General features: G+C 59.7%; 14 protein-coding genes. 4 read left to right on the plus strand and 10 right to left on the minus strand.

The features are described from left to right. The first annotated feature begins 118 nt into the window (after window positions 1-118). Window positions 119-1,819 carry an urease subunit alpha gene (gene ureC / locus KGA98_RS16590; RefSeq protein WP_223502830.1) on the plus strand — a complete coding sequence of 567 codons (1,701 nt, stop codon included), beginning with the start codon at window positions 119-121 and terminating at the stop codon, window positions 1,817-1,819. 66 nt (window positions 1,820-1,885) lie between these two features. Here ureC and KGA98_RS16595 read toward each other — a convergent pair whose 3' ends face one another. Next, window positions 1,886-7,141 carry an NEL-type E3 ubiquitin ligase domain-containing protein gene (locus KGA98_RS16595; protein ID WP_223502831.1) on the minus strand — a complete coding sequence of 1,752 codons (5,256 nt, stop codon included), beginning with the start codon at window positions 7,139-7,141 and terminating at the stop codon, window positions 1,886-1,888. A 248-nt stretch (window positions 7,142-7,389) separates the two neighbouring features. Here KGA98_RS16595 and KGA98_RS16600 point away from each other — a divergent pair, with 248 nt between their 5' ends. Continuing rightward, window positions 7,390-8,517, plus strand: a complete 1,128-nt coding sequence (locus tag KGA98_RS16600; protein WP_223502832.1) for a sensor histidine kinase — start codon at window positions 7,390-7,392, stop codon at window positions 8,515-8,517. A gap of 182 nt (window positions 8,518-8,699) precedes the next feature. Here KGA98_RS16600 and KGA98_RS16605 read toward each other — a convergent pair whose 3' ends face one another. Both KGA98_RS16605 and KGA98_RS16610 read right to left on the minus strand, forming a co-directional pair. Further along, window positions 8,700-9,005 carry a chaperone modulator CbpM gene (locus KGA98_RS16605; RefSeq protein WP_057712199.1) on the minus strand — a complete coding sequence of 102 codons (306 nt, stop codon included), beginning with the start codon at window positions 9,003-9,005 and terminating at the stop codon, window positions 8,700-8,702. A 27-nt stretch (window positions 9,006-9,032) separates the two neighbouring features. Beyond that, window positions 9,033-9,980, minus strand: a complete 948-nt coding sequence (locus KGA98_RS16610) for a DnaJ C-terminal domain-containing protein (protein WP_057712200.1) — start codon at window positions 9,978-9,980, stop codon at window positions 9,033-9,035. Between the two features lie 298 nt (window positions 9,981-10,278). On the opposite strand from KGA98_RS16610, the gene KGA98_RS16615 reads away from it, so the two are divergent. After that, window positions 10,279-11,553 (plus strand): Hsp70 family protein, encoded by a 1,275-nt coding sequence (locus KGA98_RS16615; protein ID WP_057712201.1) that lies wholly within the window; start codon window positions 10,279-10,281, stop codon window positions 11,551-11,553. 136 nt (window positions 11,554-11,689) lie between these two features. Here the strand turns inward: KGA98_RS16615 and KGA98_RS16620 are convergent, their stop codons facing one another. From KGA98_RS16620 to KGA98_RS16635, 4 genes are all read right to left on the minus strand, one after another. Beyond that, window positions 11,690-12,703 carry an AI-2E family transporter gene (locus KGA98_RS16620; protein WP_056725372.1) on the minus strand — a complete coding sequence of 338 codons (1,014 nt, stop codon included), beginning with the start codon at window positions 12,701-12,703 and terminating at the stop codon, window positions 11,690-11,692. Window positions 12,704-12,952: 249 nt separating this feature from the next. Then, window positions 12,953-13,261 (minus strand): PsiF family protein, encoded by a 309-nt coding sequence (locus KGA98_RS16625; RefSeq protein WP_057712202.1) that lies wholly within the window; start codon window positions 13,259-13,261, stop codon window positions 12,953-12,955. 90 nt (window positions 13,262-13,351) lie between these two features. Further along, window positions 13,352-17,779, minus strand: a complete 4,428-nt coding sequence (locus tag KGA98_RS16630; protein WP_223502833.1) for a dermonecrotic toxin domain-containing protein — start codon at window positions 17,777-17,779, stop codon at window positions 13,352-13,354. A gap of 102 nt (window positions 17,780-17,881) precedes the next feature. Next, entirely contained in the window at window positions 17,882-18,664 is a 783-nt protein-coding gene (locus KGA98_RS16635) for an AraC family transcriptional regulator (RefSeq protein ID WP_057712203.1), read from the minus strand. 97 nt (window positions 18,665-18,761) lie between these two features. On the opposite strand from KGA98_RS16635, the gene KGA98_RS16640 reads away from it, so the two are divergent. After that, the gene (locus KGA98_RS16640) at window positions 18,762-19,649 is read left to right on the plus strand and encodes a DMT family transporter (protein WP_223502834.1); all 888 of its coding nucleotides are present in this window, start codon (window positions 18,762-18,764) and stop codon (window positions 19,647-19,649) included. A 114-nt stretch (window positions 19,650-19,763) separates the two neighbouring features. On the opposite strand, the gene KGA98_RS16645 is transcribed toward KGA98_RS16640, so the two are convergent. The 3 genes from KGA98_RS16645 to KGA98_RS16655 all read right to left on the minus strand — a co-directional run bounded on the left by KGA98_RS16645 (window position 19,764) and on the right by KGA98_RS16655 (window position 21,695). Next, window positions 19,764-20,654 carry an esterase/lipase family protein gene (locus tag KGA98_RS16645; protein ID WP_223502835.1) on the minus strand — a complete coding sequence of 297 codons (891 nt, stop codon included), beginning with the start codon at window positions 20,652-20,654 and terminating at the stop codon, window positions 19,764-19,766. A gap of 96 nt (window positions 20,655-20,750) precedes the next feature. Further along, entirely contained in the window at window positions 20,751-21,056 is a 306-nt protein-coding gene (locus KGA98_RS16650) for a DMT family transporter (RefSeq protein WP_046039891.1), read from the minus strand. Further along, window positions 21,057-21,695 (minus strand): FMN-dependent NADH-azoreductase, encoded by a 639-nt coding sequence (locus KGA98_RS16655; protein WP_223502836.1) that lies wholly within the window; start codon window positions 21,693-21,695, stop codon window positions 21,057-21,059. Window positions 21,696-21,800 lie beyond the last annotated feature (105 nt).

Here is a 21,800-nt window from a genome sequence, read left to right on the forward strand (position 1 = left end):
CCATCGCGAGCAAGCCCGCTCCCACAGGGGAACGCGATCGAATGTGGGAACGGGCTTGCTCGCGAATCTGTGAGCGAAGCGAACAGTCTCAAACTAAATTGAATTCCAGGGCGAACGAATGAAGATTTCCCGTCAAGCCTACGCCGACATGTTCGGTCCCACCGTCGGCGACAAGGTGCGCCTGGCAGACACCGAGCTGTGGATCGAAGTGGAACAGGACTTCACCACCTACGGCGAAGAAGTGAAATTCGGCGGCGGCAAAGTCATCCGTGACGGCCAGGGCCAAAGCCAGCTGCTCGCCGCCGAAGTGGTCGACACGGTGATTACCAACGCACTGATCATCGATCACTGGGGCATCGTCAAAGCTGACGTCGGCCTCAAGGACGGACGGGTCGCCGGCATCGGCAAGGCGGGCAATCCGGACGTGCAACCGAACGTGACCATCGCCATTGGCGCCAGCACCGAAGTCATCGCTGGCGAAGGCATGATCCTCACCGCCGGCGGCATCGACACCCACATCCACTTCATCTGCCCGCAACAGATCGAAGAGGCATTGATGAGCGGCGTCACCACCATGATCGGTGGCGGCACCGGACCGGCAACCGGTACCAATGCGACCACATGCACCTCCGGGCCCTGGCACCTGGCGCGCATGCTCCAGGCCGCCGATGCCTTCCCGATGAACATCGGCCTCACCGGCAAAGGCAACGCCAGCCTGCCCGAGCCGTTAATCGAACAGGTCAAGGCCGGTGCCATCGGCCTCAAGCTGCATGAGGACTGGGGCACCACACCGGCGAGTATCGACAACTGCCTGAGCGTGGCCGACCGGTTCGACGTGCAGGTGGCGATCCACACCGACACCCTCAACGAGTCCGGTTTCGTCGAAGCCACCCTCGCCGCCTTCAAGGGCCGCACCATTCACACCTATCACACCGAAGGTGCCGGTGGCGGTCACGCGCCGGACATCATCAAGGCCTGCGGCTTTGCCAATGTGCTGCCCAGCTCCACCAACCCGACCCGGCCGTTCACCCGCAACACCATTGATGAACACCTGGACATGCTGATGGTCTGCCACCACCTCGACCCAAGCATTGCCGAAGACGTGGCCTTCGCCGAAAGTCGAATCCGCCGCGAGACGATTGCCGCCGAAGACATCCTCCACGACCTCGGTGCGTTCTCGATGATCAGCTCCGACAGCCAGGCCATGGGTCGGGTCGGCGAAGTCATCACCCGCACCTGGCAGACTGCCGACAAGATGAAAAAACAACGCGGGCCGCTACCCGGCGATGGAGCAGGCAACGACAACTTCCGCGCCAAACGCTACATCGCCAAGTACACCATCAACCCGGCGATCACCCACGGCATCAGCCATGAAGTGGGTTCGGTCGAAGTGGGTAAATGGGCCGACCTGGTGCTCTGGCGCCCGGCGTTTTTTGGCGTGAAGCCGACGCTGATTCTCAAGGGTGGTGCCATCGCGGCCAGCCTGATGGGCGACGCCAATGCCTCGATCCCGACGCCACAACCGGTGCACTACCGCCCGATGTTCGCCAGCTACGGAGGTTCGCTGCACGCCACCAGCCTGACCTTCATCAGCCAGGCGGCGCAGGATGCAGGCTTGCCCGAAGCCCTGGGTTTGAAAAAGAAAATCGCGGTGGTCAAAGGTTGTCGCGACGTGCAGAAAACCGACCTGATCCACAACGACTACATGCCGAACATCGACGTCGATTCGCAGACCTATCAGGTCAAGGCCGATGGCGTGTTGCTGTGGTGTGAGCCAGCGCAAACCTTGCCGATGGCGCAGCGTTATTTCCTGTTCTGAGCCGTTTGTTGCACCCCACACAAAGGCCTCGCACCCAGGGTGTCGAGGCCTTTGTTTTTTCCGTGATTATTGATCGGCCCCAATCCGCAGCCGGTCCAGCCTGGCCCGCGTCATCGCTTCTCGGGTCAGGTTTTTCAGCTGCTGCGTGACCTGTCGGTCGATGTCATTCAAGGCTTGAACATACGCCTCGTCAGTCATCAGCCGGCCATCCGCATAGTCTGCTTCACTTTTGCCCAATTCGCTGCTCAGCCCCTTGATTTCCGCCTCCACTGCAGCCTTTTCCCCGGTGGTGAGCCGCGTACCTTCGGCCCTGCGCTGCAACGCATCCTGCAAATCGGTGGTGGCGTCGATCCGGCGTTTCAAGCCATTCAATTCCTCGCGGTAAGTCGACTCCAGCCAGGACTTCCAGAGCGGTTGCTCAAAGACCCGGTCGATCAGCAGATCACCCTCCTCCAGCGCCTTGATCCGCTGGAGCGCTGCCTCGATCATCTCTTTGCTGACCTCGGCGATGCTGCGAAACTGCATGCCCCGTGCCTGCCACGGCAAATCCAGGCGCTGCGCCAGATCGGTCATGTAGGCCAGGTGCACTTCCACTTCATCGATAGTGCCGGTCACTTCGCCATCGGCACCGATCCGACGGAACTGTTCTCCCTTCGCCAATCGCTCAGAGACCCGGTGACGGGCAATGGCGCCGAGTTCATCGAGCCGGGATTTACCCAGGGCCAGCTCAAGCATTTGCGTCTCGATCAGATCCGCGCGCACGAGGGCGTAGGCCTCGTGAACCATCACCTGCACGCCCATGGCATTGAACAGTTGCGTCCCGCCATCCACGCATTCGGTGGGGGTTGCGGCTTCGTTGAACAACTTGATGCGCAGTTCAGTATCGCTGGCCATGGCCTCAAGCATGCGCCAGACCTTGGCCGTCAGTTCCGTCTGATAGGTATCGCCGGCCTTGAAGTCGGCGGATTGGGTGAGTTTGCGGACTTCGTTGAAAAACGGCACCGAATCGAATTCATCTTCGACGGCGTTCCAGACTTCCTGTTTTTCCTGCCATTGCCGCTCGGTCATGCCCGCCGCCCATTCCGAACTGTCGAGCACGCCGCGGGGTGGATATGGACGCTCCGGATCCATGCCGACCGACTCGATGTAGAACTTGAGGGTGGCGAGGTTCTCCGGCGAGATCCAGTGCGGCTCCCGACTGATCACCGTGCGCGCCAGCAACTCGGCGCGAAACGATCCGGGTGCGACTTCCGGTATCCGGCTGATCGGATTGTGGCTCAGATCAATGAAAATACTGCGTGGCCGCGATTGGGAAAACAGTCCGACAGGCCAACTGTCCAGACCGGCGTCACTCAGCATCAGCACCTGCAAATGCGGCATCCGGCTGACATCGGGAATGAACTTCAGTGGGTTGCCACGCAGCCCTAACGACCGCAGACGTGTCAGATTTTTCAGGCAATCCACCGCCAGCGCATCCATCTCAATACGGTTGTCGTTGAGGAACAGGTCGGTGAGATGACGCATGTCCTTCAGCCCTTGCGGAATGGCCGTCAGCAGATTGTCTTGCAGATTGAGGTAGCGCACCTGATGGAACGAGTCGAGGAACGACATGTGCCCGGAACGCAACTGCCCACCGCGCAGGCTCAGGCTGGTGACATGATCGAAGTTGGCCTCGAGCCTGGGCAGGGTTTCAAGCAGCTGGCTCAACTTGGGAATGTTGTCCAGTTTCAACGCTTGGGGCCGCACGATACCGGAAGCCTCAATGCCCTCCGGCCCGGTGCGCTGCCAGCATTGCCTGAGCGCTTTGTAGATGTTGTTTCGCGCATGCCACTGCGCCACGCCCGCCGGGCTAAAACGAAAGGACTCGGTCGGCGAGTTCATCCAGCGTTGCATGGCGTGGTTCAACTGGTTGAACTCGGCCTCAAGCACCGCCAGTCCTTCATGCGCCGCACCGCCCTGGCCGAAGTCCGCCAGCAGCGTCTCGACCTCCTCCGAGGTAAAACCCGGATACAGTGCACGAGCCCGTCGGCGCAGCCCCATGCCGCGCGGAACCTGTTGCGCATAACCCCGCATACCGCCGCGCAAGCGCATGACGCTCGGGTCGTAGGACGGTTTGAGCAAGGGGTTGTCGCGCAGGATCGGCTCGAGCACAGCTCGATCCAGTGGCTTTTTCTTTACCGCCTGCTCAAGGCCTGCCGCGTCATGGATTTCAAAACCCAGGGCGGCGCGCTGGGTGTCGGGCATTGCGTGCAGCACGGCGGCATACAAATTGTCCGCGCCGTGCAGGTGTTGATCGCCCGCGTCCCGTGCTTCATATCGGCCATCTTCACTGCGGATCAACACTTTGCGGATGGGCGCGTCCTGCGGGCCGATGCTGTCGTGCAGCGTCCCTGAAAAAGAATGTTCACGGATTTCCAGACGCAGGTCCGAGGGCCAGCCCGGCAGGACTGCCAGAGAGAGCAGCTCCAGACGCTCAGTGTCGGAGTTGTGCAGTTCGCCGAGGTACAGGCCTTCATACGCTCGCGCCACTCGCAGCTGGTGCGCCGCTTCCCGGGCCTGATGGGAGAGCCTCAAGGGCACGCGCTGTTTCTCGGCCCAATGTTGCAGGTCCGAGGGTTGTGCGTGTTCCACAAGCGCTTGCGCCACGCTGGTCGAAAGCGACGACTCGTGCCCCTTGAGCAAGCTCAAACGGGGATCGTCTGCACGCTCCCGGCGCTCGTATAACTTGTCGAACAAACGCCTTTTGCTGCTCCGCGCCTGCTCGGCCAGGCGATCGCGCAAGGCCTCGGTGCGCGCCGTTTTGTCTCCGGAAAACCACTGCCCCAGCATCTCGCGAAGGGCCTGTTCATCCAGAAACCCGACCACACGTTCAGGCAGCGCACCGGCGAGTAGATCCTGCCAGGTGATCTGCAAGGTATCGGCGGGCAACGCGTCGGCATAGCCCTCCTTGATCGCCGCCCCCGACAGGCCCGGCCCCTGGAACACTTCGACGGCCTTGCCCTCGGGCCAGCCCGACAACTCAGTCATGAAGCGCACGGCAAGATCGGCCCACTCCTGGCCGACCCGGTCGGCCAGGATCTGTTCTGCGCAAGCTTCGGCGTCGGCGTGCGCCTTGAAGCGCTTGAGGGTATCGGTCAGCAGCGCGGGCGGGGTTTCGTGCTCCACATGCAGCCGGCGCAATGCATTTTCGTGAACGCCACTGACGGTCAGGATCTGCTCCAGTGTTTCATCGGTGAACCCATCCACCGAAGCACCCAGACGCTTGAGCAATTGACGCCGATCCCATTCCAGCGGTTGATCAAGTTCAGTCTTCCACAGGCCGGCGCCGTTGTGCTCCAGCAAGGGCTGATAGGCATCGGCTCGCGAGGGGTGTTGCAGGCGATGCTGGCCAGTGTTCGGGTCTTGTTTGACTTCGTAGCATTTGTCGTCGAGGCGCAGCAGGTCCTGATCCTGGTGCCGGTACAAGCCTTTTTCACCGACGACGCCATCCTTGGGCAAGGTGACCGATTGTTGATACGGCGTCAGGTCCGGATTCCACAAGCGCTGCTTGCCGACGACCTCCACAGGCTTGAGCCCTTCGACAAAGGGCGAGACCTTGATCGGCGTCAACTGACCGCCTGGCAACCCGTGACCGGCGCCCATCAGCGCCAACTGCGCAAAGTTGATCAGCACTCCATTGAAGTAGGCAGAGGCCTCTTCCTTGTCGCCTTTGCTCCAGTCTTCGATGCCTTCGGCCACTTCGGCGAGCATCTGCGCAATCATGATGCCCAGCATCGCTTCGCCCAGACCGGGCACCAGCATCGCGGCGAAATTGAACAGGTTCCAGCCAATGCTCAGGTAACTGGTCAGGCGCGTGAAGCGGGCGCTGGCGTCCTCGTCGTCGGTCGGCACCGCGATGCGTCGGGCATCGGCGATGGCCTTGTCGCGGCGTTCAACGAACAATGTCGCCCACAGGTCGCCCGTGATCTGATTGGTAATGGGCTCTGCATCGGGATTCTCGACCGCTGTTTCACGCCACCATGGCCCCATGTCCAATGGCTCGCGTTGATGCCAGGTAAACGTCTTCAGACGTTCGTTGACCCGGCTGAAAAACAGCCCCTTGTCCTTTTGCGCCACGAACCGGCTGAAAAACGCCTGGTACTGCGTGTCTCGCAGCTGACCGATCAGGGTTTTCATGAACGCGGCCAGCGAGGGATATTCCTTGAGCGGATGTTGCGGATCATCCGGTACATAGGCGATCACGTGGCCGGACAAACGACTCTGATGGTAGATGTCGTCGCGGCGTAAAAGCTCATCGTTGAGCCCCTGCGGCCCATTGGCGAAAAACGCCTGCAGCAATTTGAACCGCTCGTACTCCGCACCAGGCAATATCGAGAGGCGCTGCGACCATTCGCTCCAGAACTTCACTGAGTCGGGGGTCAAGGCATCGATCGCCTGCTTGATCTGCGACGGATCACTGACGGCACTGAACAGCACGATGCCTGTCAACCGAAAGCCCATCAGCGACAATCGGTGGCCATGCAGCGGACGGTCGTACAGCATGGTATCGGCCTGGCTCTCGCGTATCTGCCCGAGTTTGCCGTAGGCATGGTCGCTGATATCGCCTTTCAATCGGGCGACCAGTGACGCCACCTGAAAAGCGGCTTTTTCACTGGCCACCGACTCGTCCTGCAAGGCACGTCGTGCTTCAGCTGTGGTCGGCAGCAGGATGGATTTGATATGCCGCTGGTACTGTCCGCCAATGTCGAGGCTGCGGCACATCGATGCAAACCTGGGCAAGGGAATCGCGGGCTCAAGCGCGAGGCTGCCGCGCTCATCCTTGCGATAGATACCCGAGCTGCTGCGCCAGGCGTCTTCGGTAGTTTCTGCTTCCTCGAAATTGTGCAACGCCGCTTCCAGCAACGTGGACTGTCGAACGCGACTGGCCCCGGTATCAATGACAAAGGCAATTTTACCGGGTACTTCAAGTTGCACGCTGAGTGCGTCGATGCTCTCCACAGTATTGAAGTTCGCCTGCATCGACGCACTGAGCAGCGGTTTGGCGAAGGCATTGATGTCGTGTTGCAAATCGCCCAGGGACTTGTCCAGCACGCCTTGCAAGCGTCCTTGTTCGTCAATCAACTCCTTCAGGTATTGACGGTCGACTTCCCGTGCCGCGCTGTACCACTCGGGCATCTCAGGCCTTGGTTTTCCGAGGGTTTTCATTCTCGACATCGACGCCTTTTTTATTGCGTCGGGTATGGCGCCGAGTACACGATCGTAATGAACGCCGTTGTTTGGGGCGGGCGTTTCCAGCGAGTTGCTTCCATGCAAATCAGACACTGTTTTTTCACCTTGATAGCTGGGTTGGAGCTAACAGACTTATCCACCCGCGCCTGAAACAAAAGTCCAAATTACTGTTGGGCCAAGGCTGAAAAAAGGCCCGCAAGGTTCGAAAATCAAGGAGCCATCGATAGATATGTACCACCAGAAATGCCTCCGGTTATGCCGCGGCATGAGCGGTCGTGTTTTTTCCGGCAAAGGGACTACTATTCGAATCGCTGTCCCCGATTCATGCTCAGGTAACCGCCATGCGTCTTTCCGAATTCATCGTGTTACATGTCGATCGCATCGTCGATGAGTGGGAGCAGTTCGCCATGACCATCACCCCGGCCGCCGAAACCATGGACAGCGCTGCCTTGCGCGACCATGCCCGGTCGATCCTGCTGGCCTCGGCGCGGGACATGTGCAAACCCCAGACACCTGCCGAACAGACGGCCAAGTCGCGCGGCGAAGGACCGGAGAAAACCCCCAGCCTCGACGAGGCTGGTGCCAGCCACGGCGAACTGCGCCATACCGTGGGTTTTGATCTGGTGCAAATGACCAGTGAGTTCCGTCACTTGCGCGCCTGCGTCATCCGCCTGTGGGTCAACAGCCTGCAATCGCCTGACCTGGCCTACTTCCAGGACATGATCCGCTTCAACGAAGCCATCGACGAAGCCCTGGCGGAGTCCACGGCCACTTATGCCGAGCAGGTCAATCGCTCTCGGGACATTTTTCTGGCGATCCTCGGCCACGACCTGCGCGCGCCCCTGCAGGCGGTGAGCATGTCCACCGAACTACTGCTGCGCAAAGCCGTGCTCGATGGTGATGCGCTCAAGTGCGCGGTCAATATCCAGCGCAGTACCGGGCACCTGGCGGTGATGGTCGGGGACTTGCTGGAACTGGTGCGCAGCCGCCTGGGCAAGCGTCTGCCGATCGAGCCGGCGCCCATGGACCTGGCCGAAGCGGCGCGCGAAGCGATTGCCCGGGCCAGTGCCGGTCAACCGGAATGCGAACCGACCCTGGATGTACAGGGTGACACACGTGGCACCTGGGACCTGCGCCGGCTCGATCAGATGCTGCAGAACCTGATCGGCAATGCCTTGCAGCATGGTTCAAGCAAACGCGAGGTGAAGTTGACTCTCAAGGGTGAGACCGACAGTGTCCGACTGACAGTGCACAACGACGGAGCCCCGATCCCCTCCGATGCGATCCCGACCATTTTCGACCCGCTGGTGCGCAGCGCCTGTGAAGAGCTCGGCGAGCCTACTACCAGCCTTGGGTTGGGGTTGTTTATCGTCAAGGAAGTGGTCGACGCCCATGAGGGGACGATTGAAGTCAGCTCCCATGAGCTTGATGGCACGACGTTTACCGTGGTGTTGCCTAGAAAGGTCTGATGCTTTTGTGGCGAGGGGGCTTGCCCCCGTTCGAGCGCGAAGCGGTCGCAGAATCGGCGAATGCAGTGTGTCAGGCAATTGGCCGTGATTGGCTTTTGGGGCTGCTTCGCAACCCAACGGGGCGGTGCGGCGGTCCGACAAGCCCCCTCGCCACAAAATCAGTGTTTGTCCTTAGTTGGAAATCATTCGACCACCAACCGCCCCAATCGCTGCTTGAGCATGCGGTTCTCGGCCCGCAATTGCTGGACTTCTTCAAGCAGGTCCAACGCCAGGGCGACGCCTTCCCATTCCAGGTCCAGATCGCGCCGCAGCTTGGCGGCGCGCTTGGCCAGGGTCAACTCGTAGTCGTTGAAAACCCAGTCCTTGGGCTGAGCGCCCTGAGGTTCGAGGATGCCGTGCTCGACGATTTCGATCACGTAGACGTCCGACAACTCGGTCGCCTCACAGAATTCGGCCATGTCCAGTTGAACGATCAGGGGACTGCTCATAGTCAGTGACTCCTCGGTTCCAAGGGATCAGAAATGCTCTCGCGGGTCGAACGCGGCTTTTTTCGCCAGCTCCTGCCACAGGGCCTTGATGTCATCGTCGGATTTCTTCGGCATCACGGCCTTCAACTGCACGAACAGGTAACCGCGCTCACCGGCCTTGTTCATCAGGCCATGGCCCTTGGCGCGCATGCGCTGGCCGTTCTGGCTGCCGGCCGGGACCTTGAGGTTGATCTTGCCGGTCAGGGTCGGCACGGCGACTTCAGCGCCCAGCGCCAGCTCCCACGGTGCCAGTGGCAAGGTGATGATCAGGTTCTCGCCTTCGACGTCGAACTTCGGGTGCGGTGCAAAACGGATCGTCAGGTACAGGTCGCCATTGGCCCCGCCACCCACGCCCGGAGCACCCTGCCCCTTGAGGCGAATGCGCTCACCGTCGCTCACACCGGCCGGAATCTTCACGTTCAGGCTTTTGCTGGTGTTGCTCACATGCTGGCCGGCCGCGTTGTACTGAGGTACCTGGAAGGTCACCTTCTTCGACTCGGTCGACAGCGTTTCTTCGAGAAAGACCCCAAGTTCCATTTCCACGTCCTGCCCTCGACGTCCGGTGCTGCGACGCGACTGTCCACCACCACCAAAACCTGGCCCACGGTTACCGAAGATCGAACTGAAGAAGTCCGAGAAATCGCCCGTGTCCTGGCCACCGCCACCGAAGCCACCACGGCTCTGCCAGCCCGGAGGTCCCTGGAACGGTTGGCCGTGCTGGCCATAGCGACGCAAGTCATCATATTCGGCACGTTTGTCGGCGCTTTTCAGCGCTTCATAGGCTTCCGAGGCATCCTTGAACCTGGACTCGGCATCCTTTTCCTTGCTGACGTCGGGGTGGTATTTGCGCGCCAGCTTGCGATAGGCGGCCTTGATCGCCTTGTCGTCTGCGGTCGGCTCCACACCGAGAATCTTGTAATAGTCTTTGAAGTCCATCGAGGGAATCACCATCCGTTATCAGAATCGCGCCGCAGGCCACAGCATGCGCTTGTTTGCAGCCATTGGTTTGACCGATCTCAAGTTTGTGACCGGGCGGCGCAGCAGAAGTTTATCGGCAGCAGGCGGGGCTTCTTGCGAGCACTCCCGCGGCTGTCCGGTTGATGCAGGGTAGTTTGGGGGGGATGCCTCATCTTTCAAGGCATTGCCTGCGAAGAATTAGCAGATAACCGGCCTTCGAATCTGGCGCGCTCTGGCATACACTGCGCGGCCGTTTTTTAACCGGAACCTGAAAGACATGAACAACGCATCTCCAGCCCGTGCCTTGGGTATCGACTTTGGCACGTCCAACTCCACTGTCGGCTGGCTGCGCCCCGGCGTGGAAACGCTGATCGCGCTGGAGGACGACAAGATCACCCTGCCGTCGGTGGTCTTCTTCAATATCGAAGAACGTCGCCCGGTGTACGGCCGGCTGGCGCTGCACGAGTACCTGGAAGGCTACGAAGGCCGCCTGATGCGCTCGCTCAAGAGCCTGCTGGGTTCCAAGCTGATCAAGCACGACACCAGCGTCCTGGGCACGGCGATGCCGTTCAAGGACCTGCTCGGGCTGTTCATCGGTCAACTCAAGAGCCGCGCCGAAGCCGCCGCTGGTCGGGAATTCGAAGAGGTGGTACTGGGTCGGCCCGTGTTCTTCGTCGACGATGACCCGATGGCCGACAAGGAAGCCGAAGACACCCTGGTAGACGTGGCGCGCAAGATCGGCTTCAAGGAAGTCTCGTTCCAGTACGAACCGATTGCCGCCGCGTTCGACTACGAGTCGACCATCGAGAAAGAAGAGCTTGTCCTGATTGTGGACATCGGCGGTGGTACATCAGACTTCTCGCTGGTGCGCCTGTCGCCAGAGCGTCGGGGTGTGGATAACCGCCACGAGGACATCCTCGCCACCGGCGGTGTGCACATCGGCGGAACCGACTTCGACAAACAGCTGAGCCTGCAAGGCCTGATGCCGCTGTTCGGCTACGGCAGCCGCATGAAGAGCGGCGCCTACATGCCGACCAGTCACCACATGAACCTGGCGACCTGGCACACCATCAACTCGGTGTACTCGCAGAAATCGCAACTGGCCCTGGGCAGCATGCGCTATGACATCGAGGACACCGGCGGCATCGATCGCCTGTTCAAGTTGATCGAACAGCGCGCCGGACACTGGCTGGCCATGGAAGTGGAAGAAACCAAGATCCAGCTGACCCACGCCGACAATCGCCACGTGCCGCTGGATCGCATTGAAGCGGGCTTGAGCGTGGACCTGAGCCGTGCGCTGTTCGAGTCAGCAATCGAGAGCCTGCTGGAGCGGGTGCGCAACAGCGTCACCCAGCTGCTGGCAGACGCCGATGTGCGGGTCGATCAGGTCGATACGGTGTTTTTCACCGGTGGCTCGAGCGGGATTCCGGCGCTGCGCAACAGTGTTTCGGCGATGTTGCCGAATGCACGACATGTGGAAGGGAACATCTTTGGCAGTATCGGTAGCGGTCTGGCGATCGAGGCTGCAAAACGCTACGGTTCGATGGACTGATCCAAAATCTTTGGTGCGCCCTTCGCGAGCAAGCCCGCTCCCACATTTGACCGTATTCCATCTGGAGGAACTCGGTTGAATGTGGGAGCGGGCTTGCTCGCGAAGGGGCCAGCTCAGTCAACAAAGATCCAGCGGATCAAACCATCCCCACCTGCTTCAACTCACTCTTGAGGTACGCGTAGTAAATCGGTCCCGCCACCACCCCCGGCAGGCCGAACGCGGCCTCGAACACCAGCATCGCCAGCAGCAACTCCCACGACTTGGCACTGATCTGCCCGCCGACAATGCGCGCGTTGAGGAAGTATTCGAGCTTGTGGATAACAATCAGGTAACCCAGCGCCGCCACAGCGACCCAGATCGACAACGACAAACCGACGATGGTGATCAGGGTGTTCGACATCAGGTTGCCGATCACCGGCAGCAGGCCGAGCAGGAACGTCAGCACGATCAGGGTTTTGGTCAGCGGCAGCTTGATACCGAACATCGGCAAGATCACCGCCAGGAAAATCCCGGTGAAGACGGTGTTGAGCAGGGAAATCTTGATTTGAGCGAACACGATGTTGCGAAACGCCTGGACCAGCAGATGCAGACGTTCGAACAACGCCGCGGCCAGCGGTTTGCGCTTGGTCAGATCCGGCACGCGCTGCAAGGCAATGATCGCCCCCAGCACCATGCCGATCAGCAAGGTCACGAACATGTGTGCCGCGTCCTTGCCCACCAGTTGCAAATCACTGAGGTGTTTGCTGACCCATTCGCCAATCGCCACGCGGAACTCCGCGGCACTGGCCGGCAGATAGGCGTCGATGAACGGCGGCAATTGCCCGCGCGCGCGGTCGACCACTCCCATGAACTTGTCGAGGGACGCGCCGGGGTTTTCCGCCTCGTGCAGCAGGAAGCTGAAGGCACCGGCAAAGATCAGCGACAGCACGCTGACAATCAGAGTCCCCAGCAACGCCACCGCCAGCCAGCGCGCACGCCGGCCTTCAATCAGCCGTTGCAGTTGCGGGGTGAGCATGTTGACCAGTTCGAACACGAGCAACCCGGCGAGCAGGCTGGGCAGCAATCGCAGCGGCAGGACCAGCAGCAGTCCGCCAAAAATGATGACCCAGCTGATGACCAGCAAGACTTGACGCTGAGAAAACGTTGGCATACAGCCTCAAAAACGAACGGCGTAAAAAGGATTGGCAGTCTGCCAGCGATCCGGTGCGAGCACTAGGGATTGTGTGGGGCGACCTTAGTGGTGGTTCAGAACTTTTTGCAGCGCCTTCTGCGGCCACATCGTCGGAGCGCCGCCCGGAGCAAGCTTGCTCCCACAGTGGAACTGAGTACACCGGACAAATGTGGGAGCGAGCCTGCTCGCGATGGGGCCAGCACAGCCACCACTGTCCTTGAGCCGATCTTATTTCTTCTTCAGGCAATCACTCATGAACGCCTTGCGCTCATCACCCTTCAAGGCTTTGGTGGCCGCATCGGCATTGCAGGTTTTCATTTTCTCTTGCTGCGGGGTCAAGGCTTTGCCGGCACCGTTGGCCGCCGGGGTGGCCTTGAGGCAATTGCTCATGAAGGCTTTGCGCTCATCGCCCTTGAGGGTTTTTGCAGTCGCCTCGGCGTTGCAGGTGGTCATCTTGTTCTGTTGGTCTGTGGCGGCGAAGCTTTGGGAACAGAGCAGCAAACCGATCATCAACAAAGGGGCACGCATTATCTTCATGGAGTTTTCTCCGTGTCGCCGCATCGAGAGATGCGGCCTCCACGAGGAGTGTAGTCAAGCCTTGTTACACCTTCCTCCAGACATAAACGATCATTGCGCCGGGGACGCAGCCGCAGACTCTTCAGCCAACACATCCTTGAATGCCTGCTTATAGCCCGCCCAGGCTGAAATCCGTTTTTCGATCACGGATACGGGCAATCGCTCGAACGACACTCCGACTTCCCCCGACAAACCAAATTGTGTTCCAAATAGCTTTAATGAGGTGAATTGGGCATAAGCCCCCGACTTGTACAGTTTGTTCATTTTTATTTGCCTGAAGGTGTTGTCCCGGGAAACCTCCGGCAACTCCGCCCGTCCCGCCGGCACGTCGTTGATAAAGGCAAAGTCTGCGCTGGCGGGGCCGGGCTCAAGTGTTGCAATGGCCGGCAGTTCGAACTTGAAATAGCCCTTGTCCGCCGTATGGGCGGTTGGGAACTCCGGCCACGAATCGGCAACCACCAGTTGCTTGAGATCGGTCAAGTCATCGCCAATAACCACGTACTGATGATCGAATGCGGTGGCTTTGACCAGGTGGATCCGCGAGGTTCTCGGTTGGCTGGCCAGCAGAGCGAAGGTCACCTTGGAGTTTTCCGAACAATTGCCTCCCTTGATTTCAATGGCTTTACGCGCATGTTCGGCGATAGACATCCGTGCAGTGAATTGACCTTCCTGCAGATCCAGCCCTCGCAGCCCCTTGATTTTCGCGATCGCCGAACCACCCTTTTCCCAGATGCTCGGCAACTGGTTGCCCGATAACGGCAACAATTCCTTGGCCCGATAGATGGCGCGCTGTGCCTGGCGCAAGTTGGCCATGACCCGGGGCGTCACTACGGTCGGCTGCGCTGCCGCCGAAACGCCCGAATCCAGATCACCCGCATAGCGCTGTAATGCAGCCCAAGGCTCACTGGGCGGCATGTTATTTTCCCTCACTGCACGTTGCAGCGTCTGATATTCGTCGAGACGCCCGGTTTGCTCGAGATTGCGCGCACTGGCGCCCAGATGGCGCTCGGAGTCCGTGAGCACCACTAAACCGTCCTTAGTGAACAGCCGTTGGATCAACGCGTCGAACTGTTCAGGCGACATCAGTTTTTTCAGATCGGGCAACACCTCAATGCTTTGGACCGTGCGCAGATTGGCCTCGTAGCCCTCGGCGTTCGCCTTCAAGAGTCCATTCCGGAGCGCGTACTGGCAATCGAGCGGCAAACTGTCAACCATCAACTTCAGGCCGCGCAGGTAGTTGTATTGTTCAAACGCAGGGATGCTGGGATGGAAGGCGCCACTGACAAGCTCCTTGCAGTATTGCTCGACGACTTGCAACTGCGCTAACTCCCCTTTCAAGGTGGGAGCCCCCCCACGCAGGCGCATGATCGCAGGATCAAACGTCGGAATTTTCAACTCCGGCAAACCGGAAAGAACACTTAACAGCCTGTAGGGTTTCAGGGCATGGTCGCGCAATGCCGCCTTGAGGACCGGTCCCTGACCGATATGAATCTGCAACGCATCACGTTCGGCATCGGGTAATGCCTGCAAGATCGAGGTAAACAAATCGCTGCCCGAATGCAGGGCATTGCCTTGCTCGTCGCAAGCCTGGAACACCCCGTTGTCGCTCACGACAAGCGTACGCCGGATGGCGGCATCCTCGGGGCCGATGCTGTCCAGTTGTCGGCCATCGAAACGGTAGTGACGCAGCTCGATCCTCACATTGGCATTCCAGCCCGGCAGGTTTTCCAGGGAATGCAACGCCAGGGTGTCGAAGTCCGGATTTTCGACCGACTCCAGATAAAAGCCCTCGTACGCACGGCTGATCCGCACGTCCCTGAGCGCCCAATCGGCGCACCCTTGCAGTCGCTCGGGAAGCCTGCGCAGCTTGAGCGCCTGCAACTCCTCCGGGCGCGCCAGCGCGACCAGCTCTTGTGCAACGACACCGGGTATTCCTGGCACCTCGCCCTGGATGAACCTTGCCTCGGCACTGACGGCTTGCCCGACATCCCGGTAACGCTTGTCGAACAACGAGGCCTTGCGCCGATCTGCCAATTGCGCGAGTTGCCCCCTCAAACGCGTGGCATTTTGTGTGCGGCTGGCGACCGGTGCATCTGGCTCATCACCCAGCAGTTGCCGGGTCTCGGCATCATCGAGAAACAACAGCAAGGTGTCGATCAGGTCGGTATCCGCCAATTGGTCCGTAGAGAAAGAGACAGGTTCGTCATCGGCCCCGATGGCGTACAGCACTCGTCCATCGGCCCCCTTGAGTTCAATCGCTCTGCCGGGCCACAAGCCGTCCAGCAGTTGAAACTGCCAGAGCGGGTCGGCCTGCAAATAGTCCTGTGCACGGGTGCTGCCGATGTTTTGGATGAAGGTGTGGATATCCCGGTCGATCCTGAACCGGGTCACCGTATCGCTCAGCAAAGGGATTGCCCGTTCGTTATCGGCGTACATGCGTACCAACGCACCGATATCGGCACGGCTGACTGTGCGAATGTCGCCGAACTTGTCGGTCAACCCCTCCACCGACGGACCGAGTCGCTTGATCAGCGCATCGGCATCCCAGGTGTGAGGTGTTTCACCCTCGATTACAAAAGCGCCGGTGCCGTTACTCTCCGCCACCGGCTGATAGGCCTCGGGACGGGTCGGATGCTGAACCCGGTGCTTGCCGGTTTGCGGATCGAACTTGAGTTCGAAATGATCATCGTCCAACGACAGAATCTGCCGGCCCTGATGCTGATGCAGACCGTAAACGTCAGGTTTGGAATCCGTCGCCAGACGCAGGTTTTGTTGCAGGTACGGCTGCAGATTTTCCCCCCATAGCCGCTGCTCACCGTTTCTGAGCGTGACTTGACGGGCGCCTTCGAGGAAGGACGACAACCTGGGCTTCACCACTTGAGTGGCGATAGCACCGCCCGCGGCAAACGTGCCCAACTGAACCAGGTTTTCAGCGACGCCGACCAGATGCTCCGCCGCTTCAACGTACTCGCCCTGGGCGAGTTCAACGACACCTTCCACGACCCCGTCTACTAGTTGATAGGCGATATACCCCAGCATGAGCTCCCCGAGCACCGGGACAAAGGGGGTCGCGACGAGCAAGGCAACCTGCATGATGTCGGAGAGCATTTTTTCCAGGTTTTCGATCCACGCCCAACGTGCGGCGCTGTCCGCATCGGCGGTGGTCACGGCCAGCGCGCGCCCGTCGGCAAAAATCTTGTCAACTTGCTGCTGATAGAGATAAACCCACGGATCGCCGTTATAACGGCTGACGGTATCGTTTTCGAACGATACCGCGGCTATCCGCAAATCGGGGCGATCTACTTGAGTTTCGCGCCAGGCAGGCAGATTGGAGCCCGGTTGTGTGCCGTGGTAAGTGATTTCCCACAGTTTCGCGTTGAGCGCGGCGAAGAAATGACCACGCTGGTAATGATCCACGAATCGACTGAAAAACGCCTGATAGCTGCGCCGGGAAGCGCCGGATGCCTGATCGTTGCCCCGTAGCTGGTGAGTCAGTTCAAGCGCGAACTCGGCCGTCGAGGCATACTCTTTCAGCGGATGCTCGGGATCGTGCGGTACGTAGGCAATGACGCGCCGGACATTCGCACCGGGGGTATCGAGATCGGCGGCGATCAGTACAATCCCGGTCAGACGGGTGTCGAGCATGCTCAAGTGGTAGAAACGCACGGGACCGCCATCCCACACCAGTCCCTTTTTACCCAGGACCATGTTCAACACGGTCAGGTAGGCCGGTGCCCCGATGTCCTTCTTCATCAATGCCAGATGTGCTGCAGCTTTCATGGCGCTTTTCTGACTGGCGACGATGCGGTGCTGCACCGCCGCCCGGACCATGGCACCTTCGGGAGCCAGATAACTTTCCAGATACTTTTTATATTGTGACCCGATATCCAGAGTTCGGCACAGCGTCTTGAACTGTTCGATCGTTATTCCCAACTTCTTTATTTCAAACCGCCCGATTTCGTCGGGTCTGGTGATAAATGCAGAGTCGCTGGTAAATACTTCGCCCTCGGCAAAATTTTGCAGAGACGCGTTAAGTAACGAGACAGTTCGACTGCCGACACCGCCGGTGACATTGAATGCCCAAGCGGATGTTTTAGCCGAAAAATACAAACGCAGAAAAATTTCACGAACATCGACCACTACACCGAATTGCTTCTTGAGGGCGTTGGTCAGCAGTGGCCGGGCAAAGGACTCGGCATCTTGCAGCTTCCCGAGCATCCGGTCGACCTGGCTCTGCGCCTGCCAACTGAGCTTTGTGGCCTCTTTCGCTGCCACATGTTCCGTGTGGGATGCCGTTTTGCTCCAGGCGGGAATAACTTTGGGTGTGTTGCGTAAATCACCCATCCGCTGAAGAGAGGAATCGACAATCCAGTCGGGAATGGCGCTTTTGATAAAGTTGTAGTGAGTACTGTGCTCTTGGTTTATATCGAAATAATTTTGGCTACTCGCAGACTTCAACAACAAATTTTTCACAATCATTACTCGCAAACTTAGAGAGAGGATCGAAGCCTACAGCGCCCCAATTCTGTTCCCATGAAGTTTGTTTCGGATAATGCTGTATGAAAATTCTTAACGAGTGCGTTAAAACTTCTTGTTGCGTCGATAGTAGTCGGGCGTGCACCCGGCCTGACGCTGGAACATCGCGATAAACGCCGAACCGGTGCTGTAGCCCATGTCGAAGGCGATTTCCTGAATGCTGCGATGGCTGTCCAGTGCTTCAATCGCGGCCAGGAATCGCAGACGCTGGCGCCACTCACCAAAACTCATGCCCAACTCGCGGACAAACTGCCGCGCCAGGGTCCGTTCACTGACGTGAACCTGCGCCGCCCAATGTGCCAAGGGCCGGTTGTCACCGGGTTCGGCTTGCAGGGCCTCGCATATGCCCAGCAGTCCCGGTGTGCTGGCATAGGGCAGGTAACACTCATGCACCGGCGCCTGTTGCAACTGATCCACCAGAACCTGAGCCAGGCGTTTATCCGCGGCCTGCTCGGGAATTTTGACGTCACGGACGGCGAAGTCCTTGAGGATCGCCTTGAGGATGTCACTGATGGCGAGCGTGCAGGCCTGTTGTGGCAGATCCTCGCAGACCGCCGGCGCCAGGCAAACGGCACGGTAGTTGATCGGCTGGTGGCTGTAGAAACTGTGCTCGATTTCGGGGGGCACCCACACCGCGTATTGCGGCGGCGAGAGGAAACGGCTGCCGTCGACATCCATGTGCAACACCCCGTGGGCCGCATACTCCAGAGTGCCCCAGGGATGACGGTGCGCAGCAGCGAATTCGTGGGTATTGAAATCGGCGTAGCGGAAGTACACCGCCGAAGGCAATTCGCTGAAATCCAGCAGATCAATGTGTTTACTGCGCATGCTGTCCGTCATCAGGGGCCGGTTGTCTGGATCGAAGTATAGGCTTGCATCCAGACAAGCGGATAATTGCCCTTCATTAACGTTCTGGTTTTTCCCGATGCAATACGCTTATCCCCTGCTGGCCATTTTTATCTGGGCCGGCAACACCGTGATCACCAAAATGTCGGCCGGGGCGATCTTCCCCGCCGAGATCGGTTTCTACCGCTGGCTGCTGGCGGGGTTGCTGTTCACGCCCTTCATGCTCAAACCGGTACTCACCCATTGGCCGCTGATCCGCCCGAAGCTGGGCAAGATCTTTGTCCTCGGTGTGCTCGGCATGGCGGTGTATCAAAGCCTGGCGTACTTCGCCGCGAGCCTGACCTCGGCCACCAACATGGGCATCATCCTGTCGCTGATGCCACTGATGTCGCTGGCCATGGCGATCATCAGCCTCGGCCAGCGCCTGACCATGGGTGCCCTGGCCGGTGCGGTGCTGTCGTTTGCAGGTGTCCTGGTGGTGGTGTCGTCCGGCAGCCTTGGCGCATTGCTCGAACACGGGGTCAACCTGGGCGATGCGATGATGCTGATCGCCACCCTGGCCTACGCGGTCTACAGCACCCTGTTGAAAAAGTGGCAACTGAAACTGCCGCCGCTGGTGCTTCTGTATCTGCAGGTGCTGGTGGCCGTGGTGGTGCTGTTCCCGCTGTTCATCGCCTCACCGAAAGTCGGCCCGACCCTGCAGAACATTCCACTGGTGCTGTACGCCTGCCTGCTGGCTTCGATGGTCGCGCCGCTGGCGTGGATGCAGGCCGTGGTGCGTTTGGGACCGAGCCGGACCACGCAGTTTTTCAATTTGCTGCCGCTGATTACCGCATTGATTGCGGCGGTGGTACTGCATGAGCAACTGGCGATGTATCACCTGGTGGGCGGGGTGTTGACCTTGGGTGGGGTGATCGTTTCCGAGCGTTGGACGACGGTGTTGGGGCGCAAGGTCAGTGTTGCCTGATTTGACGCCATCACGAGCAAGCTCGCTCCCACAGGTGTTGTGTCGAACCCGTCTGTTGCGAACGACCGAAAACCTGTGGGAGCGTGGCTTGCCCGCGATGAACGATAACTCGGTCTAAAGCCCCGCCGCATTCAACCGCGCCGCATGCTCGACAAACAACCGGATCGGCTCAGCCCCCTTGCCCACCAGCCCCAGCGACTGGTTGACGATATCGAAGTGATCCAGCGGATACTCATCGCCAATCACCATGCCCAGGTGCGAGCTGTAGCGCCCGACCATGCCGTCGCAATGCCCGGCTTCGCGGACGAAGGTTTTAGCGAACAGCCGGCAACTGCGGTTGGTGCCGTCCAGCAGGTTGCGCCCGCGATCGGTAATGCCCGGTTGCAAGGTGCCAGACCAGGAGTAATAGCGCACGCCGTTGACCTCCTCCGGCCCATGACCGCCCCAGGTGTCAGGCAGCCCCTGTGGATAACGCTGGTTGAACAGCGCGACGCCAGCGCTGGTAAGAGAGTGATGGGACGCATGGATATCCACCGGCAGCTTCGGCCCGCGGTAACCGGTATCCAACAACCCCATCAACGCGCCGACGATCCGTAGCAAAAAGCACAGCAGACGACCACGGACGCTCTCGTGGGGATAATGTTCGTGCAGGTAATCGGCGAGCTCCGAACCGTGGTTCGGCCCCGCCACCGAGGTCACCGATGCCACCAGGTCCGGGCGCTTGGCCGCTGCATAACGGGCGGTCAGCGAGCCCTGGCTATGACCGATCAGGTTGACCTTGTCGGCCCCGGTTTCCCGCAGGATTTCTTCGATACGCGCCAGCAATTGCTCGCCCCGCACTTCGTTCGAGTTAAGCGGCGAGACCTGCACCGCGAACACCACCGCACCGCCATGGCGCAACGCCTCGACGATCCCGTACCAATACGGATAGAGCACCAACCGGATGAACCCGAGCATTCCCGGGACCAACACCAGCGGGTAGCGCGGGGCAGAACCTTGCGACATGGGCGGACATCCTTGTGGTCGGGCGGTGACGCAAGGCTGGATGCAAGACATCCGCCAAGCATCACCAGCGAAGATGACAAGTCTATGTCATCCGCCCTACTTCAACCCTACCACGCCCGCCACGATCAGCCCGACCGAGACCAGCTTGATCACGGTCAGGCTTTCACCCAGCAGCGCGAAACCGAGAAACACCGTGCCCAGCGAACCGATGGCGGTCCAGATCGGGTACGCAATGCTCACCGGCAGCTCGCGCATGGCCAGGGTCAGAAAATAGATCCCGCCCACAGCGGCCACTACGGTGACCAGCGAAGGCCATAGCCGGGTGAAGCCCTCGGCGTATTTCATGCCCATGGCGAAGGTGACTTCGAACCCGGCGGCGACCAGCAGAAACAGCCAGGCCATCTAGAACTCTCCGGCCAGCGCCAACAAGCGCTGCTCAGCCTCGGCGGCAGAGATTTCAAAGCTGCGCTCGGCGGACTCCTCGCCCTCGGCAGCCACCACGGTGACGTCCGTGATGCCAATGAATCCAAGGACCGTACGCAGTAGCGTGTCGGCATGGTTCATGGCTTCCAGCTCGCCGCCCGGACCAAAACCGAAGCCGCCACGGCTGGTGATGATCAGGGCCTTTTTACCCAGCACCAACGGCTCGTACTGGGCCACGCCATTGTCCAGGGTGTGATGAAAGGTCACCCCCACCCGCACGATCTGATCGATCCAGGCTTTCAAGCCGCTGGGGACGCTGAAGTTATGCATCGGCGTGGAAATCACCAGCACATCATGGCCAAGCAGTTCGCCGACCAGTTCGTCGCTGAACGCCAGATCGGCCTGCATCGACAGCGGCCGAGCGGCGGGCTCGGGGTAAAACGCGGCGGCCACGAATGCCTCGTTGACCGGCGGAATCAGCGCCCGACCGACTTCGCGTCGGGTCAGTTGCGCGTGTGGATGACGAGCCTGCCAGGCCGCCAGAAACACTTCGGCCAAACGTCGGGAGTGCGAACGATCACCACGGGGGCTGGCGTGAACAGCAAGAATTTTACTCATCTGTCTCTCCTCAGGGCTAAACTCAAACGGCTTGTGGTTTGCAGCTTGAAGCTCACTACCGTCCTCGCTCAAATGAGCAGAAATCAGTCTGGATGAATCCATTTC

It is taken from the genome of Pseudomonas sp. BF-R-24, assembly GCF_019947335.1.
GTDB classification, from domain to species: Bacteria; Pseudomonadota; Gammaproteobacteria; order Pseudomonadales; family Pseudomonadaceae; genus Aquipseudomonas; species Aquipseudomonas jessenii.

Bases quoted from the DNA above. Each gene is read 5' to 3' on its own strand.
- ureC (WP_223502830.1), top strand. From the start codon at position 119: ATGAAGATTTCCCGTCAAGCCTACGCCGACATGTTCGGTCCCACCGTC.
- KGA98_RS16600 (WP_223502832.1), top strand. From the start codon at position 7,390: ATGCGTCTTTCCGAATTCATCGTGTTACATGTCGATCGCATCGTCGAT.
- KGA98_RS16605 (WP_057712199.1), bottom strand. From the start codon at position 9,005: ATGAGCAGTCCCCTGATCGTTCAACTGGACATGGCCGAATTCTGTGAG.
- KGA98_RS16610 (WP_057712200.1), bottom strand. From the start codon at position 9,980: ATGGACTTCAAAGACTATTACAAGATTCTCGGTGTGGAGCCGACCGCA.
- KGA98_RS16615 (WP_057712201.1), top strand. From the start codon at position 10,279: ATGAACAACGCATCTCCAGCCCGTGCCTTGGGTATCGACTTTGGCACG.
- KGA98_RS16620 (WP_056725372.1), bottom strand. From the start codon at position 12,703: ATGCCAACGTTTTCTCAGCGTCAAGTCTTGCTGGTCATCAGCTGGGTC.
- KGA98_RS16625 (WP_057712202.1), bottom strand. From the start codon at position 13,261: ATGAAGATAATGCGTGCCCCTTTGTTGATGATCGGTTTGCTGCTCTGT.
- KGA98_RS16630 (WP_223502833.1), bottom strand. From the start codon at position 17,779: ATGATTGTGAAAAATTTGTTGTTGAAGTCTGCGAGTAGCCAAAATTAT.
- KGA98_RS16635 (WP_057712203.1), bottom strand. From the start codon at position 18,664: ATGCGCAGTAAACACATTGATCTGCTGGATTTCAGCGAATTGCCTTCG.
- KGA98_RS16640 (WP_223502834.1), top strand. From the start codon at position 18,762: ATGCAATACGCTTATCCCCTGCTGGCCATTTTTATCTGGGCCGGCAAC.
- KGA98_RS16645 (WP_223502835.1), bottom strand. From the start codon at position 20,654: ATGTCGCAAGGTTCTGCCCCGCGCTACCCGCTGGTGTTGGTCCCGGGA.
- KGA98_RS16650 (WP_046039891.1), bottom strand. From the start codon at position 21,056: ATGGCCTGGCTGTTTCTGCTGGTCGCCGCCGGGTTCGAAGTCACCTTC.
- KGA98_RS16655 (WP_223502836.1), bottom strand. From the start codon at position 21,695: ATGAGTAAAATTCTTGCTGTTCACGCCAGCCCCCGTGGTGATCGTTCG.